This window comes from Bartonella sp. AP72JLCBS (genome assembly GCF_042195705.1).
GTDB lineage: Bacteria > Pseudomonadota > Alphaproteobacteria > Rhizobiales > Rhizobiaceae > Bartonella.
The window spans coordinates 176,324-192,063 of record NZ_JBHIOU010000002.1 but is presented as its reverse complement, the minus strand read 5'-3'; the positions used below and the strand labels follow the sequence as shown (position 1 = coordinate 192,063).

Here is a 15,740-nt window from a genome sequence, read left to right as displayed (position 1 = left end):
TAACCCACTTAAAATTTGCATTCGGTTGCTCTTAAAACAAAATCCTTTATTAAACCGCTTCTAAAGCAATATTTTTGCTTTGGACTACATTTCGCGTGTATTCATCAATTCTACGCTCGATTTCCGGACGAAAATTACGTATCAACCCCTGTACAGGCCATGCGGCAGCATCACCAAGCGCACAAATAGTGTGTCCTTCAACCTGTTTAGACACTTCAAACAAAAGATCAATCTCGCGTTTTTGCGCTCTTCCCTCAACCATACGCCCTAAAAGACGCATCATCCATCCCGTCCCCTCACGACACGGTGTACACTGACCACAACTCTCGTGCTTGAAAAAAGCAGCTATACGCCAAATTGCCTTGATAATATCGGTTGATTTATCCATAACAATCATTCCCCCTGTGCCAAAAGAAGACCCGACATCTCGCATCCCATCAAAATCCATGATCGCATCGATCATATCCTCACCACGAACGACTGGACAAGAAGCCCCCCCTGGAATAACTGCTAAAAGATTATTCCATCCACCACGAACACCACCCGTATGTTTTTCAATTAATTCACGGAATGAAACACCAAGAGCGTCTTCAAATGTACAAGGTGCATTAACATGCCCTGAAACCATAAATAATTTCGTTCCAACATTATTTGCTCGTCCGATTGATGAAAACCACGAAGCACCCCGCCGCAAAATCGTTGGAACAACGGCGATAGACTCTACATTATTTACTGTTGTTGGACAGCCATAAATCCCCATATTGGCAGGAAATGGTGGTTTAAGCCGAGGTTGTCCCTTTTTTCCCTCAAGACTTTCAAGAAGAGCTGTTTCTTCACCACAAATATAAGCACCCGCTCCATGATGAATAACAATATCACAAGCATGCCCATATTTCGTTTTTTTGCCAAGTAAACCCGCATCATAGCATTCATCAACGGCAGCTTGAAGCGCTTCACGTTCACGAATATATTCACCACGAATATAAATAAAAGCAACATTGGCTCCCATAGCAAAAGTAGCGATTGCACATCCTTCAATCAAAGTGTGGGGGTCATGACGTAAAATATCACGGTCTTTACAAGTTCCAGGTTCAGATTCATCGGCATTGACAACCAAATAATGAGGACGCCCATCATTCTGCTTTGGCATAAAGGACCACTTCATTCCAGTAGGAAAACCAGCACCACCACGACCGCGTAAACCCGATGCCTTCACTTCATCAATGATCCAATCACGACCTTTGTCAATCATTTCTTTCAGACCATTCCAATGCCCACGCAACATCGCAGCCTTTAATGATTTGTCTTTTAAACCATAAATATTGGTGAAGATACGATCTTTATCAGTTAGCATACCCCACCTTTTTTTCTATTACCCATAGCATTTTCCGCTTTTCCTCAAATGCAGTTTTTAAATATCTTTTCAAGACTTCTTACTTTTCGTTAAATGTTGCCGTCATGGGTAGAATAATAAAATATTTTCTCAAGAAAAATACTTAATTATGTTCCCAATTCTTTCCTTATCCTTTTTTGGTGAAGACTTGAGAGATCTTTTTTTCTTTCTCATCATCAATAAGAGAAGTTAAACCACTAATCGGTTCCGACGATTTACGACTATTTTGCGGACCAACCGCTATCTCAGAACCCTTACCTGCTTCAAATGCATCAATAATTTCTTCAAGGCGTTCAGCTGTAAGATCTTCATAAGTATCTTTAAAAATCATAACCATCGGAGCATTCACACAAGCACCAAGACACTCCACCTCTTCCCATGATAAGGTTCCATCCTGATTGGTCGCAAAAGGTTCATGATGAATTTTTTTCTGACAAACTTTAATCAATTCATCAGAACCACGTAACATACAAGGCGTTGTACCACAAACTTGAATATGCGCTTTTGTTCCAACAGGCTTAAGCTGAAACTGAGTATAAAAAGTAGCAACTTCTAAGACACGGATATAAGCCATGGAAAGAATCTGAGCAATATGCTCAATCGCAGCACGTGTCACCCAACCATCTTGCTCTTGAGCACGCATTAATAATGGAATTACAGCAGACTGCTGACGCCCTGCAGGATATTTTTTTATGGTATTTTTTACCCATATCTGATTTTCTTTTGTAAAAGAAAACTCAGCGGGCTGATAAACATCATCTGCAAGACGGCGTACGGACATTAGCGATCAACCTCCCCAAAAACAATATCAATCGAACCCAAAATAGCTGTAGCATCTGCTAACATATGACCTCTGGTTAAAAAATCCATAGCTTGGAGATGAGCAAACCCAGGAGCACGCAACTTGACACGATAAGGCTTATTGGTTCCATCAGAAACAAGATAAACACCAAACTCACCCTTCGGAGCTTCCACAGCAACATATACTTCTCCAGGAGGTGTATGAAAACCTTCCGTATAGAGTTTAAAGTGATGAATCAGTGCTTCCATCGAGCTTTTCATTTCACTCCGCGTCGGTGGTACAATTTTGCGATCCAAGCTCGAAACTGGTCCATTTTTTTCAGTACTCAGTAAACGTTCCACACATTGGCGCATAATTTTCGCTGATTGACGCATTTCTTCCATACGAATAAGATAGCGATCATAACAATCGCTATTTTTACCTATAGGAATATCGAATTCCATTTCATCGTAACATTCATAAGGCTGACTTTTACGCAAATCCCATGGAACACCAGCTCCACGAATCATAACCCCAGAAAAACCGCGTGCCCAAGCTTCATCAATACTTACAACGCCAATATCCACATTACGCTGCTTAAAAATCCGATTTGGGGTCACAAGCGCGTCAAGTTTTCCGAGAGAAACAAGAAATGGATCAATAAAATCACCAATATCCTCAACTAAAGATTCTGGTAAATCTTGATGCACGCCACCAGGACGAAAATAATTTGCATGAAGACGAGCACCACAGGCACGCTCATAAAAAATCATCAATCTTTCACGTTGCTCAAATCCCCAAAGCGGTGGTGTTAAAGCACCAACATCCATTGCCTGTGTCGTTACATTAAGCAAATGATTAAGAATACGCCCAATTTCAGAAAACAAAACACGTATTAATTGCCCTCTTTTAGGAACTTTTATATCTAATAACTTTTCAATAGCAAGAACAAAAGCATGTTCCTGATTCATAGGAGCAACATAATCCAAACGATCTAGATAAGGACCAGCTTGGAGATAAGTCTTTGTTTCCATTAATTTTTCAGTACCGCGATGCAACAACCCAATATGTGGATCTACACGCTCAACAACTTCACCGTCCAGCTCCAGAACCATGCGCAAAACCCCATGCGCGGCAGGATGCTGCGGACCAAAATTGATATTAAAGTTTCGAACATTGACCTCAGCCACAATCAACCCCTTGCTTTTTAAAAAACTTCATATCAAATATCAAAAAAATCTATCACGCTAAAAAATATTTAATTATTTAAGAAATACAGTACCCTAATATAATGCCTTATCAAAACCAATATTATTTTTTTTCATCTGCTTTCCCATCACATGGCAAAGTATACTGTCCTCCTTCCCAAGGAGAAAGAAAATCAAAATTACGCATCTCTTGGCGCAAAACAACAGGCTCATAAATCACCCTCTTTGCTTCATTATCATAACGGCATTCAACAAATCCTGTCACAGGAAAGTCTTTGCGTAAAGGATATCCTTCAAACCCATAATCTGTTAAAATCCGTCTCAAATCCGGATGTCCTGAAAATAAAATCCCATACATATCATACGTTTCACGTTCATACCACTCTGCGCCAGGATAAACCGTACAAGCTGAAGCAACAGGAGTATTTTCATCTGTACGAACTTTTACACGTAAGCGTAAATTCTCACGAGGAGATAACAATTGGTAAGAAACATCAAAGCGCTTATCGCGAGAAGGATAATCCACACCACTAATGTCTGTAAGATTAATAAATTGACAGCGAGAATCATCACGAACAAACATTAAGACATCGATAATTGCATCAAGACGTGCCACAATGGTCAATTCACCAAAAGCAAGAACAGTCTCTTCAAGCTTATTTTTTAATTTGTTTTCCAAATAAGCAGCAAGCTCAACCAATGTTTCATCCACCATGACAAGAAAACTCTCTATCGCTCTATGGATCCGGTACGACGGATTTTTTTCTGTAGCAACAATATGCCGTATAATAATGCCTCTGCTGTAGGTGGACACCCTGGGACATATATATCGACAGGCACGATACGATCACATCCCCGCACTACTGAATAGGAATAATGATAATATCCCCCACCGTTTGCACATGATCCCATAGAAATCACATAACGTGGCTCTGGCATCTGATCGTACACTTTTCTTAAAGCAGGAGCCATCTTATTTGTCAGAGTACCTGCCACCACCATCACATCTGACTGGCGGGGTGAAGCTCGTGGTGCATATCCAAAACGCTCATTATCATAATGAGGCATTGAGCATTGCATCATTTCGATAGCACAACAAGCCAAACCAAAACTCATCCACATTAAAGAACCGGTACGTGCCCAAGTAATCAAAGCATCTGCCGAGGTAACTAAAAAACCCTTATCTGATAATTCAGCATTGATATCACGAAAAAACTTATCGTCAGATCCTATCAGCCCACCAGTATTTGGATCAATGATTCCTTTTGGTTTTGGAGCCTCAATCGTTGAATTATTAGATCTTAATTCCATTCAAGGGCTCCTTTTTTCCATTCATATATAAATCCAATAGTCAAAATCGCTAAAAACACAATCATCGACCAAAAGCCAAACATACCTATTGATTCGAATGAAACAGCCCAAGGAAAAAGAAATGCAACTTCAAGATCAAAAATAATAAATAAAATTGATACCAAATAGAAACGAATATCAAACTTCATGCGTGCATCACTAAATGAATTAAACCCACATTCATAAGCCGATAATTTTTCAGGATCGGGGGAACGATATGCTACAATGTAAGGTGTAATCAACAAAACTCCAGCAATAACCGCTGACACAATAATGAAAATCAAGACTGGCAAATAAGAGCTCAATAAATAAGCCATAACCCTCTTCCATCGTAACGAAATGCCTGAGTTTAACACAATGATTCAATATTGCGAGACCAAACAGACAAATTTAACAATCGCTCTATTAACTCTATTCATACTGCTTCTAAGGCATACAGAGCGATACTTTTCTTATCGGCATAGGTAACGCAGAGCAAAGAAAGACGCAAGCCCTATTCTTATAAACCATATAAAAAGAAAGAAAAAACATATCTATTCCCAATCAAACACTCCACCACATTACTCATAGCATATGGATATTTTAAAAAGGAAATTTCATAAGGAATCACGAAATGGCGCGAGTGACGGGGCTCGAACCCGCGACCTCCGGCGTGACAGGCCAGCACTCTAACCAACTGAGCTACACCCGCGCATTTTTTTCGAACCAATTTAATTTGGTACAAGCGGTCGTGTAAGGGGTTCATGCGTTTATGTCAAGAAGGATTCTGCATTTTAAAAAAAAATTATCAAATCCCATCTTTATTCTTGCGTTTAGAAAAATTCTTCCTTAAATAGTCTCCATTCAATTGCTGATCATTGCATTGGGCGATTAGCTCAGCTGGTAGAGCGCCTCGTTTACACCGAGGATGTCGGGAGTTCGAGTCTCTCATCGCCCACCATATAGCTTTATATTCCTATTAAGTTTTTGAAATTCATATCTTTTTTGCTGCGAGGGATGCCTTAATAAAGTTAGGGGAATAGGATTTTTCAACCTATCTCTATAGGACGCCTCTTTTTTTGCAAACTTTCTCAAGAACGTCTTTTAATTCTGCTAAGTTTTGTTGTGAAAAATTCTCTAAATTTCTAACAAACTCACCAACAGCTTCATGCCTCAACGGATCAGAAGTCTTGATTGTAAAACTTTTGCGTCAAACATAAGCTTCTTTTCTTAAGAGTAAAGCCTTCTCTTGATCTAAATCATAGAGTTCAATTATCTTTTCCTACAGTCCTACAGGAACAGATTTTTTGCCAATTTCTACAGAAGATAAAAATGATACAGATATGTCTAATTTCTTAGCCATATCTATAGAGGCGTTCTGAGCGAACAATACGAAGTTTGCGTAAAGTTTTACCAAAGGGGGTAACATTTGAAAAATCCTTTAGAAAGAATAAGTATTTTATTCTGATTCTAATAAAGTTTTTCAAATTTTGGTTAGTCTTTATTTTTAGTGTGTGGAGATCTTGTCCAATACCTCTATACAAAAACCGTTATCAAGCATATACAATATCTCTTATGGTGAGAAATTATTAACTTTTCATCAGGAATAGTGTGTTTAATATCATTATAAAATTTAAATATTACAACGAGATATATAAATAAAATATATTGGTGTACTTATGCTTGTCAATCTTAATGCTATAATCCGCGATCTTTCTTCAGAAACGAATATCGTTACAGTTCTTAAGGAATCTATCGTTAACTCTATACAAGCTCATGCAACAAAAATTGATATTTTATTCCAACTTTATGGCAATGCAGATTTGTGGGAGAATCAACCAATTTTTTCTATAAGTGTTTTCGATAATGGAGATGGATTTACAAAAGAGAATATCAAATCTTTCTCTACTTATAAAAGTGATTATAAAATTCAAGAAGGATGTAAAGGGGTTGGACGTATTACTTACTTGAAAATATTCGAAGAAGTTAAAATCATTAGTTTTAGCAAAGATGAACATCATGCTCAAATTTCACTGAATTTCACTCCACAGTTTACACAAGATTCTTTTAAAAAAGAAAATGGCGAAAAAGATAAATGGTGGAATACACATTTATCTTTTGAAGGGCCTTATAAACAAAATGTGTTAGATATAAACTTAGTTCATAATGAAATTTACTATCATCTTCTTCCTTTACTTTTTTTAAAGAAAGATGAAAATATCCAAATTAACTTTTATGTACATAATGTAGAAAATTTAGAAGATGTAAATAACTTAAGGGATGTAAAAAATTTAGAAGATGTAGAAAGCTTAGAGAAAAGAACAATCAATACGCAAGATTTACCTTACTTAGAATATAAAACTCTCAAAATCGGTCTTTCAAATATTCCCTTCAGCCTTTCTTATTATTTTGAAGATAACACAAATTCTAAGACTAAAGTAGAGGCTTACTATTGTGCTAATAATCGTACTGTTATGCCTTTTTTGACAAGGGGGTGACCCGCATTGCTGGTGTGACCATAACCAATCGTCCAGACACATGCCGTGTCTCTATATGCCTCTAAACGCAAACCTTCCCATTGTTTGATAAGCTCTAATCCTTCTTTCGATATCTTTCTCATCTGACGCTCCATAAAAAAAGCCCCACAAAAGTGGGGCTGGATAAAAATGTTTTCTTATGATCTCTATTGGCTATGCTCTTTGATCAGCTGCTCGACTTCTTCAACACGAAAGCCAAGTTGAAAGAGCGGTGCATATTCGCTTTCCTGTAATTCGTACTGACAACGCTTTTCTACAAAATCACCATTTAAATCAAACGGCATGGTTGTTGTTAGACAAACCTTATGCGTGTCATCTTCAATCTCCTCTTCTCCCTCTCCAAGCTCTTTAACAAAGACCCAATAAAAACGTGTTGCTAAAAGATTCCCTAGCCTCCTTACGGTTTCAGCCTTATCAAAGGAAAGCATGTTCAGATAATCTTGCTTGCTATTTAAATGCTCTGGATAATCTATCATCTACCCCTCCTAAACAAAATGCCGTGGATAACTACAGCCACGGGCGCCAGCCGATTCATAAATGGCATTCCGTATAATGACTGCACGCAGATGTGGATTGATATTCGTAGTATCAGACCAGTCTCCACCAGCTCACAATGCATACATATCTTTTTTAAACTGTACATTTGGTGAGGTTCCAGTTACCGTTTGCATGAAACAAACATCTCTCACAAATTGCCAAACATAACCGCAACCATCTTCACAACCGATATGCGAAATCATCCGTATATTTGCCGTATTCTTATGACCTCCAGAATGTTTTGGTGAAGGTGCTTTTTTGCCTTGAATCCCACCACCTTCATTGCTTCCATACATCGCAGAGGTAAATTCTGTATTATTGAGCAAAGCCTTCTTAAAAGGAGTATCAATCAGACTGTGCTTTTTATTTGGAAGCTTTTAATGAAGATGATCAATTTACTTATGACCGTATAGGACGTGGAACCATTTTTATCCCTTATGTCACTTTATCTATGATTAGGGGCATTCAACCTTCACGGATTATTGCCATTATTCAAGCAATGCACCATGGAACAAATAATGACGGCTTATTGCAACGATTTCAAATGCTGGTGTGGCCCGATGAACGACAAGAGCGGTTATGGGTTGATAGACCTCCTAAACAAGAGGCATGGGAAAGCTATCAAGAAGTCTTTCGTTCTCTTTATGATAAACCTTTAGGATCACCAAAACACCCTATTACCATACGCTTTTCTGCTGAAGCTCAAGAAATGTTTCGTGTATGGTGGGAAAATTTTCAAAGAACAATCAAAGGAGGTCATTTCTCATCAAGTTTACAAGCGCATCTTTTAAAAATGAATAAAACCATACCAACCCTTGCTTTGATTTTTGAATTGAGTGAGGGGGGGCGTTTTGAAATAGGCCTGCCTTCACTCACTATGACATTGTGTTGATCACCCTATTTGTTAAGTCATGCAAAACTCATTGTAGAGCCTTGTGATCATTTACCAGATGGTTTTACCTGCACGAGATGTTTATAAGCGTGATTGGAAGCTTTTAAAGGATAAAGGAATTATTCAACAAACTTTAGAGCTTTTATGCTGTTACGACTATCTTCGTGAAATTTATGAAGACAAAACCCAAAAGGCGGTCGGCCTACAAAACGCTATGAATAGCCCACCTTGGTGAAAAATCATAGGACCACACAATAGAGAAATCTCTTTTGAGAGTTTTTCAAGCCAATCGCTCAAAGCTCTTTTTAGTGATATTCTCTTCATTGCTCTTTTTTCAAAGAAAATGATCAGAGTTCTTCTTACAAAGAGTTTTGTTGCTTTTGGAGAGTTATTCCAATGTTTATGTTATTTTTTAAATAATAAAAAATAAAAAACATTATATTTTAATATTTTTGTTTAGGATCTTGAGCTACTCTATGGAAATTTCTATTTTTGTAAAAAATCCAAACGTGCAACAGCATGGTAAAATATATTTTTATGACGTTGGTGATGATCTCAAGAGAAAAGAAAAACTTACGATAATAGGAGTTATTTGGGAGTATTGATGGTATTACGTGAATATCAGCTACAATATCATCTGGATTTATATTACTCGTAATTGGCATTTTGGATGCATGGCTCATTTGTTCTGCGAACTATTGGACTTGAATGTTTAATCTATAAAGCCCAGTATTGATGATATTAGAATAAAAGCCATCTTGATTTGTAAGTTTAATCGAATGCAAATTGAGAACATTCGATATAATAACAAGCGTATGCTTCTTAGCTAGCCCCTTTTAAGTAAGATAATAAGTCCACCTGCCATACTGTTTTGATTGGGGTTGAGCTCAGCTTTATAATAAACATCAAGCTTAAAAATACCGTTCGCTTATTTTGAGTTACATCAAACTGAAATACCTATAATCCTTTCTCATCAAAAATCTTGAATAAAAAAGGCAAGTTGCTGCTTAAATTACTGCTAATATCAAAAAAATCAAAGCCAATTTTGCCACCATCTTTGACACTTTTAGTATATAAGATCCCGATACATGAGACAAGCACCATATCGTTCTTCCATCGGTATGTCCTATATCTATTCACGAAACATAGCTGCTTCAGAGTGGGAAATACTATATATTTGTAGCAATTTCTTTTAATTTATTCATATCAAAATACAAATCCGATACCTTTTGGCAAAATTTATCAAGATAAATAAACAATTCATCAGAGATGAGATATCTTTTTTTCTCGAATTCTCATTAAATCCTCAGTTTTATTATTTAACGGATGCGCTTCAAAATTACTTGCACGATTTCCTGCTAATTTGGTAGGCATATAATGATTTATGATGTTACAAAAACTACAATCTAAAGGGCCTGAAACATTACTTCCAACCATACCAACGTAGTTATTTTTATTCTCAAAACACTTATATAATTCTTTAATATTACTTGCAAATGGCTTATAGACAAAAGCATTATAGCCATATTCGTGAATTTTTTCATAACCACATTTCACGAATGTCTCATCAGCGATATTTAAGAAACCCAAATCTGGAATTTTTGAAGGAAATTTCACAGGCTGTTCTATTCCAAACAAATTATTCTTATCTATCCTATCAATAAAATAATTCCACTGCTCAAAATTAATACTTGCATTGAAATCAATAATAAATTTTACATTTTTGTTTTCATTAACAATTGCAATTGTATCATCCAAATACTGATTCGATGATTTCAATTTTATCAAATCGTAATTACGTATCTCATCATCAATAATTGCACCTATTCCTATCGTTTTAATAGATTTTATTAATCCAGAATTAATAATTTTAGCCATTTCAACTTTTTTAAAAAAAACTTCCAACCCAAAGAAATAGCTTAAAGAATTTGAAAAGTGTTTACTTTGATTTATTGATCTTTCATTTACAGATTTTATAAAATCGTCCGGCATTTCTCCGTGACTAGGTGACAATGGCAACTCCATAGCAAAGGGCGAAATAACTTTATCCTGAGCAGTAAATAAAATTATCAGTTCTGTTTTTTCAACTAACACACCAGAAGAACTGTGAAAAGAATCCGATAGTTTATATTTATTGGTGTAAACTCTGATGCGTATATCCATATTTTATTTCACAGCCAGAAAAAAATCCCGTATCATATTTAACTGAAATGAACTCGGGAGTAGCGATACGTATTAGAGCTAACACTTCTGCCAAATCGAATCTCTCCGATAAAGTAATCGTCACACTATATGGTACGCTATCTTTTTTCATACATTCTATGTTACGCACCCACGTTTGTTTATATTTTTTACTGTCTAGATTTCTTATCTCTGAAATAACATCTGTGCCTATTTGTATCCCTAAAAAGAACGGATTACTCTTTAATAGCTTCAAATATGGTTGAATATAGATGTGCCCCCCTGTTGCAATCCGAAAATATTTTTTGCAAATGAGACACATACAAGTATATTTATGAAGTAAATCATAATCGAGCTCAAAAGGCTCTCCACCAGAAAGAATAATAAAATCAGATTTTATGTCATTTATTGTATATAAAGATTCAGGCAACGCGTCATCTCTCACCATATATTCCATCGAATACGGACAATGATTGCAGCCCGCACTGCAATTTTCATTACAAATTACAATATTATCGCCCATGAAATTTCTTATTCAAGTTCATATAATCCAATACTAATTGTTTCATGAAAATATTTTGGTATAGAGAAAGATCAGAAATTTTTTTAGCCACAAACGCTTTTATCATTGGTAAAGCTTCATCCTTTGATATAGACAGCAAATGAGAAATATAGTCTATCCGTTCTTCTAAATTGAGAGATAATCTTGGACTGGTGAAAAATGTTAAGATATCCAATTCCGGACTGGCTTCTTGACATAAATCCCAATCCACTACCATAAAAGAACTATCAGAAGTAACAATGATATTATCAGGATGTAAATCTCCATGTGATAAGATTATATTCTTGCTTAATCGATCTTGAAAGATCTTATTGATTTGATCAATAATCGCCTTTTGATGTAGCAAATCCATTTGGCTCAATACAGTACCCCGGATAAACTCCCATTCGACTATTTCATCGCAAAGTGTTATCAAATTTGGTGCAGGATAGAGACTTTGTCGAAAAGAGCCATCCTTGATGTTTTCATTAATGCACGATGCTTCCGGATAAATTTGCCCATAGCAAAACTCTTGATGCTTGCGTTTCAAGAAATGTTGTTTTGACGATTGTGCATTTTCAGGCTGTAACCAAATGATTTCTTGTTTTCTGACAAAAATAATTAAAGCAGACACCCCAAAAATCACAGCCATAATCACTGCCAACCACAAATTAGCTTGCCAGAATGTTGAAAAAACATGACCGTATAAAAAACTGAATGCAAAGGATACAACAGCTGTAATAATGGCTGTAAATGATAAAACAGTCGCGATAGCTTTGGGATCAATCAGTGAATTTATAAGAAGAGACGACAGATAAGATCGATAAGCAGATTTAAAAACACATAGCAGTAAAAATCCTAATATAAGAGCCGCAATGATTTGAAATGACATGAGAAAAAAAGCAATGGTTACCATACAACCAATCATTAAGACGGGAAAAATAGGATTTTGAAACTTTGAAAAATACTTCTGAAACAATATATTGGAACTTGCTGAAAAAAAATTCCCAATGATAAAAATAATCGAAACCAAAATAGCAGGTTGAAATGGCAAAAAATCAGAAAATGCGATAGAAACAGTTCGATTATTAACCAAAATAGCAAAAGCTGAAACTGCACTTAAAAAAATAAGAGTGAAGCGATAAGGGTTTTTGACTTCTTTACGGCTGGCGCACATAACTGTGAAAATACTCGGATGAGCGTTGATATGAAAACTATCTAATCCCTTCGTCAGTTTTGAAAACATAAAAATAGCAAAAATTAATGAAAGGATTTGAAAAATTACAGGCAATGCAGGATGCACATAATAAAGTATTCCCCCTAAAAAAATAAGTACCGTTGTCACACTATAGGTAACAGCAGCCACTTCGGACTTAACGGAAAACAGTGTGCGATGCTTTGGTACTACAGAAAAGAGTAAACTATCTTCCGCACCTGAGAAACAAGCGGACGCTAATGTGATACACAACAAATAAGTGGCGTAAGCAAAATATGCATAATTCATAAAAAGAGCTAAAAAACCGCAAAGAAAGAAAAACAGCCCAGTATAAATAACGCGCTTACTTCCATAAACATCTGATAATAAACCCAAGGGGACTTCTAAGATCAAAGGAAGCAATAAAAAATAACTACCGATTAAAACAATATCCGCTTGCGACAAATGCAATTTTTCCGACAAAAAAAGTGGTAAAACAGCAACCACTAGAGCAGTAGACTTGCTAACACTATAAATCTTAAATTGCTTAACCTTATCCACAAAACACCTTCCCACGACATCCGCTACATGCGCCAGATTCTTTCAAAGATTTTAAAACGCTTTGAGCAGACCAATCTATTGCCTCATAATTTTGTAGATTCCCAAAAGCTTCTGAATAAAAGCAATTTTTTAAATCTCCATTATAGTCCAATACCAAGGATGAAAATGGAAATAAACACATTAACGGCGACGAAACGTACGCAGAATTTTCTCCTAAGTAATAATTAATACAATTTACAAAATTTTGTGACGTCCATGAGATTTTCCTTTCTTGGAACTTTTTATCTATATAAATCTGGAGGGGGGATTCTTTCCTTGATAATTCATCTCTCAAATGAAAAAGTGAGGCGTTTGGCGGAAGAATTTTGTTGCTTAAAGCCTTAGATCGATCCTTTGTATTATTGTTTCTAGAAAAACAAAATGACGACGTATCGAGCGGGTTGAATCCGATATAATCGACATCTTTGCTTATACAAAAATCGATAAAATTAATAATATTTTCTAGAATCTCTTTAGTAACTGTCGCTCTTATTCCTATACTTTGCAGAGGTTGAAGATTCTTAACTGTTTCAATGTTTTTCCACACGCGATCAAATTTATTCGCCCCCCGTATATCATAATATCCTTGGACACTAGTCGAATCCATAGAAACAACAATTTCTTTTATGTCATACTGTGAAATCCATAAATTTTTATGCAATAAGATGCCATTGGTATTTAATTCAACAGGCAGACCTAGTTCATTCAACGTTAATAAAATATCTTTAAGCCTCGGATGCACTAAAGGTTCTCCCCCAGAAAGCATCACTGAGGCAGCTCCTTTTTCTTTCAACATTCTAAATAAGGGTATTAAACTTTCTGGAGTATGCCAATTTTTTTCCTTAATCTTCCAGCAATCGCACATGATACAAGGGCTATTGCAATTCTGGATAATATGTATAATAGGTGTTACAGGTGCCCATAATTTTTTAAGATCAAAAATCGAATCTGACGCACTAATCAAGTTTTCCTTTTTTAAAAGAAAACCATTCTTTTCTAGTTCTCTTAACAAGATTGAAAAATCTGATGCTAAAATCTCTGTCTCTACATTAAGCTTTGCCGCAACAGTTTCAATTTTCTGATTCTGTAAAAAAGCTGAATCAATTAAAATTATAGCTGAATCATTAAGCACAATAGTCTAAAAATCATTTAATCTAGTTATGCTATTCTCGTCGAGATTAATACGAAACATTTCCCCTCCTAAATTGTTTCTCAATAATACAATGGATAAGGGCGCTGCACCGCCCTTATCCTGCTTTTTTATTTTTTTCTATCTCACACCAATGGTTTATAACAAGTTAAAGTTGCACTATTCACAGTGCCAATCACCTGCGGTTTTTTTATATGACATAATATCCCCCTCATATTGTTATTATGTACTTTATTTATATTCAAGACAATTAGTATTTTATAAAAAGTCTAAAATTCTACAACTTTATAATTGTAAAGTCAATTTAACTGTATTACGCAATATTCAGTTTGGAAAACAAATTAGCCTATACCGGTATAAATCGAAAAACTCTTGTGCTCAGCTAATTTCCATTTTAATTATTAAGTTCATTCAAAAAGTGTTATTCCTGATTTCAATGGCTATTTCACTTCAATCGCAATAAGAAATATGCAATGCTCTGCTTTATCAAGTAATTTTAAAAAGTTTTTTTGGGGCTGAAATAAAGAATAGTTGTTGCGTAAATCAGCTTCTCAGAAGAAAAATTTTTCAATTATTTTTCTGTTTTAATTGTAATTTTGTGAACTACTACTTGCGGTGAAATTACCTTTAAAAGAGGTTCTACTCGACGCCAAAATACAAACTTTTATTTCTTATTAAAGATACAATCATATTGATTTATAATGATAATCTAGCGTTATTCATATTGAATTAGACCCTCGAATAACGCAAGATTCTCTCATTCCAAACCTGTTTATGTTGAATCAATCAAAACCACTCGCTTGCACATAACAAGCGGGATGAGTATGTGGATAAAATTTGTATAAGATTAAAAATGGCTCTTATGAACCGTCTTAATGCAAGGGCTGTCGCGACATTGGGGGCTGGCAAATATAATGATGGTGCCGGCTTGCTTCTTCATAAGCATAAAGATGGTGGTGCTCAATGGCTTTATCGTTATACCATTCACAGGGGCTGTCGTAAAATAGGCTTGTAGCGTGTTAAAGTATGTCTCTTTTAAATAAGTCCATGAATTGGCAATGTAAGTGTATTTTGTTTGAGACGCTCTGTTTTTCGTGAGGGAACTTACTCCATTAAAGAACATGATAAACAAAAGCATGAGATAATGCATAATCTTTTCATAAGATATTACCGTAGATACTTTAGAAAGATGCAAGGCCGAATCAAAAGAAAATATTTTTTTACTTGTTAAGCTTTTTATTCCTCTCAAATCGATTGTCCAAGTTGTTTTAGAGATTACACAAACAGACTGACACAATAATTTACCTTCGTCTAGCAAAAGCTATTACAGCAAGAAAAGTACACGCTTTATTAAGCAAGCAATATCATAATAACGACGAATAGACCAGCAATGGAG

13 protein-coding genes, 2 tRNA genes and 4 pseudogenes are annotated in these 15,740 nt (G+C 35.7%); 4 read left to right on the top strand and 15 right to left on the bottom strand.

Translation table 11 applies throughout. The features are described from left to right. Positions 1-49: 49 nt before the first annotated feature. From nuoF to ACFILO_RS02090, 7 genes and pseudogenes are all read right to left on the bottom strand, one after another. The gene (gene nuoF, locus ACFILO_RS02120) at positions 50-1,354 is read right to left on the bottom strand and encodes an NADH-quinone oxidoreductase subunit NuoF (protein WP_375632252.1); all 1,305 of its coding nucleotides are present in this window, start codon (positions 1,352-1,354) and stop codon (positions 50-52) included. A 129-nt stretch (positions 1,355-1,483) separates the two neighbouring features. After that, positions 1,484-2,174, bottom strand: a pseudogene (nuoE, locus tag ACFILO_RS02115) (NADH-quinone oxidoreductase subunit NuoE). Further along, positions 2,174-3,364 (bottom strand): NADH-quinone oxidoreductase subunit D, encoded by a 1,191-nt coding sequence (locus ACFILO_RS02110; RefSeq protein ID WP_375613457.1) that lies wholly within the window; start codon positions 3,362-3,364, stop codon positions 2,174-2,176. The pseudogene nuoE and the gene ACFILO_RS02110 overlap by 1 nt, the downstream one beginning before the upstream one ends. A gap of 121 nt (positions 3,365-3,485) precedes the next feature. Then, on the bottom strand, positions 3,486-4,097 hold the full coding sequence (locus ACFILO_RS02105) for an NADH-quinone oxidoreductase subunit C (RefSeq protein WP_375613458.1): 612 nt from the start codon (positions 4,095-4,097) through the stop codon (positions 3,486-3,488). 14 nt (positions 4,098-4,111) lie between these two features. Continuing rightward, the gene (locus ACFILO_RS02100) at positions 4,112-4,693 is read right to left on the bottom strand and encodes a NuoB/complex I 20 kDa subunit family protein (protein ID WP_375606831.1); all 582 of its coding nucleotides are present in this window, start codon (positions 4,691-4,693) and stop codon (positions 4,112-4,114) included. Then, positions 4,684-5,049 (bottom strand): NADH-quinone oxidoreductase subunit A, encoded by a 366-nt coding sequence (locus ACFILO_RS02095; RefSeq protein WP_005773599.1) that lies wholly within the window; start codon positions 5,047-5,049, stop codon positions 4,684-4,686. Before ACFILO_RS02095 ends, ACFILO_RS02100 begins: the two co-directional genes overlap by 10 nt. Positions 5,050-5,346: 297 nt before the next feature. Then, positions 5,347-5,423, bottom strand: a tRNA-Asp gene (locus ACFILO_RS02090). Between the two features lie 173 nt (positions 5,424-5,596). On the opposite strand from ACFILO_RS02090, the gene ACFILO_RS02085 reads away from it, so the two are divergent. Then, positions 5,597-5,672: transfer RNA gene (locus tag ACFILO_RS02085), tRNA-Val, on the top strand. 99 nt (positions 5,673-5,771) lie between these two features. Here the strand turns inward: ACFILO_RS02085 and ACFILO_RS02080 are convergent. Next, a pseudogene (locus ACFILO_RS02080) lies at positions 5,772-6,174 on the bottom strand (helix-turn-helix domain-containing protein). A 216-nt stretch (positions 6,175-6,390) separates the two neighbouring features. On the opposite strand from ACFILO_RS02080, the gene ACFILO_RS02075 reads away from it, so the two are divergent. Further along, a complete protein-coding gene (locus tag ACFILO_RS02075) occupies positions 6,391-7,209 on the top strand; it encodes an ATP-binding protein (protein ID WP_375677760.1) in 819 nt (272 codons plus the stop codon). Here the strand turns inward: ACFILO_RS02075 and ACFILO_RS02070 are convergent. From ACFILO_RS02070 to ACFILO_RS02060, 3 genes and pseudogenes are all read right to left on the bottom strand, one after another. Then, positions 7,179-7,331, bottom strand: a pseudogene (locus ACFILO_RS02070) (lysozyme); the annotation flags it as partial. The gene ACFILO_RS02075 and the pseudogene ACFILO_RS02070 sit on opposite strands and share 31 nt — an antisense overlap. Positions 7,332-7,394: 63 nt before the next feature. Continuing rightward, complete coding sequence (locus ACFILO_RS02065) at positions 7,395-7,724, bottom strand: hypothetical protein (RefSeq protein WP_375677759.1); 330 nt, start codon at positions 7,722-7,724, stop codon at positions 7,395-7,397. Positions 7,725-7,856: 132 nt separating this feature from the next. Continuing rightward, on the bottom strand, positions 7,857-8,111 hold the full coding sequence (locus ACFILO_RS02060; RefSeq protein WP_375668365.1) for a hypothetical protein: 255 nt from the start codon (positions 8,109-8,111) through the stop codon (positions 7,857-7,859). Positions 8,112-8,122: 11 nt separating this feature from the next. Between ACFILO_RS02060 and ACFILO_RS02055 the strand changes: the two are divergent. Further along, positions 8,123-8,899 (top strand): annotated as a pseudogene (locus ACFILO_RS02055) (DUF3987 domain-containing protein); the annotation flags it as partial. A 1,041-nt stretch (positions 8,900-9,940) separates the two neighbouring features. Here ACFILO_RS02055 and ACFILO_RS02050 read toward each other — a convergent pair. The 4 genes from ACFILO_RS02050 to ACFILO_RS02035 are packed head-to-tail and all read right to left on the bottom strand — an operon-like array spanning position 9,941 to position 14,326. Further along, a complete protein-coding gene (locus ACFILO_RS02050; protein ID WP_375677758.1) occupies positions 9,941-10,840 on the bottom strand; it encodes a hypothetical protein in 900 nt (299 codons plus the stop codon). After that, positions 10,809-11,381, bottom strand: a complete 573-nt coding sequence (locus tag ACFILO_RS02045; RefSeq protein WP_375677757.1) for a hypothetical protein — start codon at positions 11,379-11,381, stop codon at positions 10,809-10,811. The genes ACFILO_RS02050 and ACFILO_RS02045 overlap by 32 nt, the downstream gene beginning before the upstream one ends. Continuing rightward, on the bottom strand, positions 11,371-13,155 hold the full coding sequence (locus ACFILO_RS02040; RefSeq protein ID WP_375677756.1) for an MFS transporter: 1,785 nt from the start codon (positions 13,153-13,155) through the stop codon (positions 11,371-11,373). The genes ACFILO_RS02045 and ACFILO_RS02040 overlap by 11 nt, the downstream gene beginning before the upstream one ends. After that, positions 13,148-14,326, bottom strand: coding sequence for a radical SAM protein (locus ACFILO_RS02035; RefSeq protein WP_375677755.1), 1,179 nt, complete (start codon positions 14,324-14,326; stop codon positions 13,148-13,150). The genes ACFILO_RS02040 and ACFILO_RS02035 overlap by 8 nt, the downstream gene beginning before the upstream one ends. An 871-nt stretch (positions 14,327-15,197) precedes the next feature. Here ACFILO_RS02035 and ACFILO_RS02030 point away from each other — a divergent pair. Next, entirely contained in the window at positions 15,198-15,359 is a 162-nt protein-coding gene (locus ACFILO_RS02030) for a DUF4102 domain-containing protein (RefSeq protein ID WP_375668367.1), read from the top strand. The last annotated feature ends 381 nt before the right edge of the window (positions 15,360-15,740 follow it).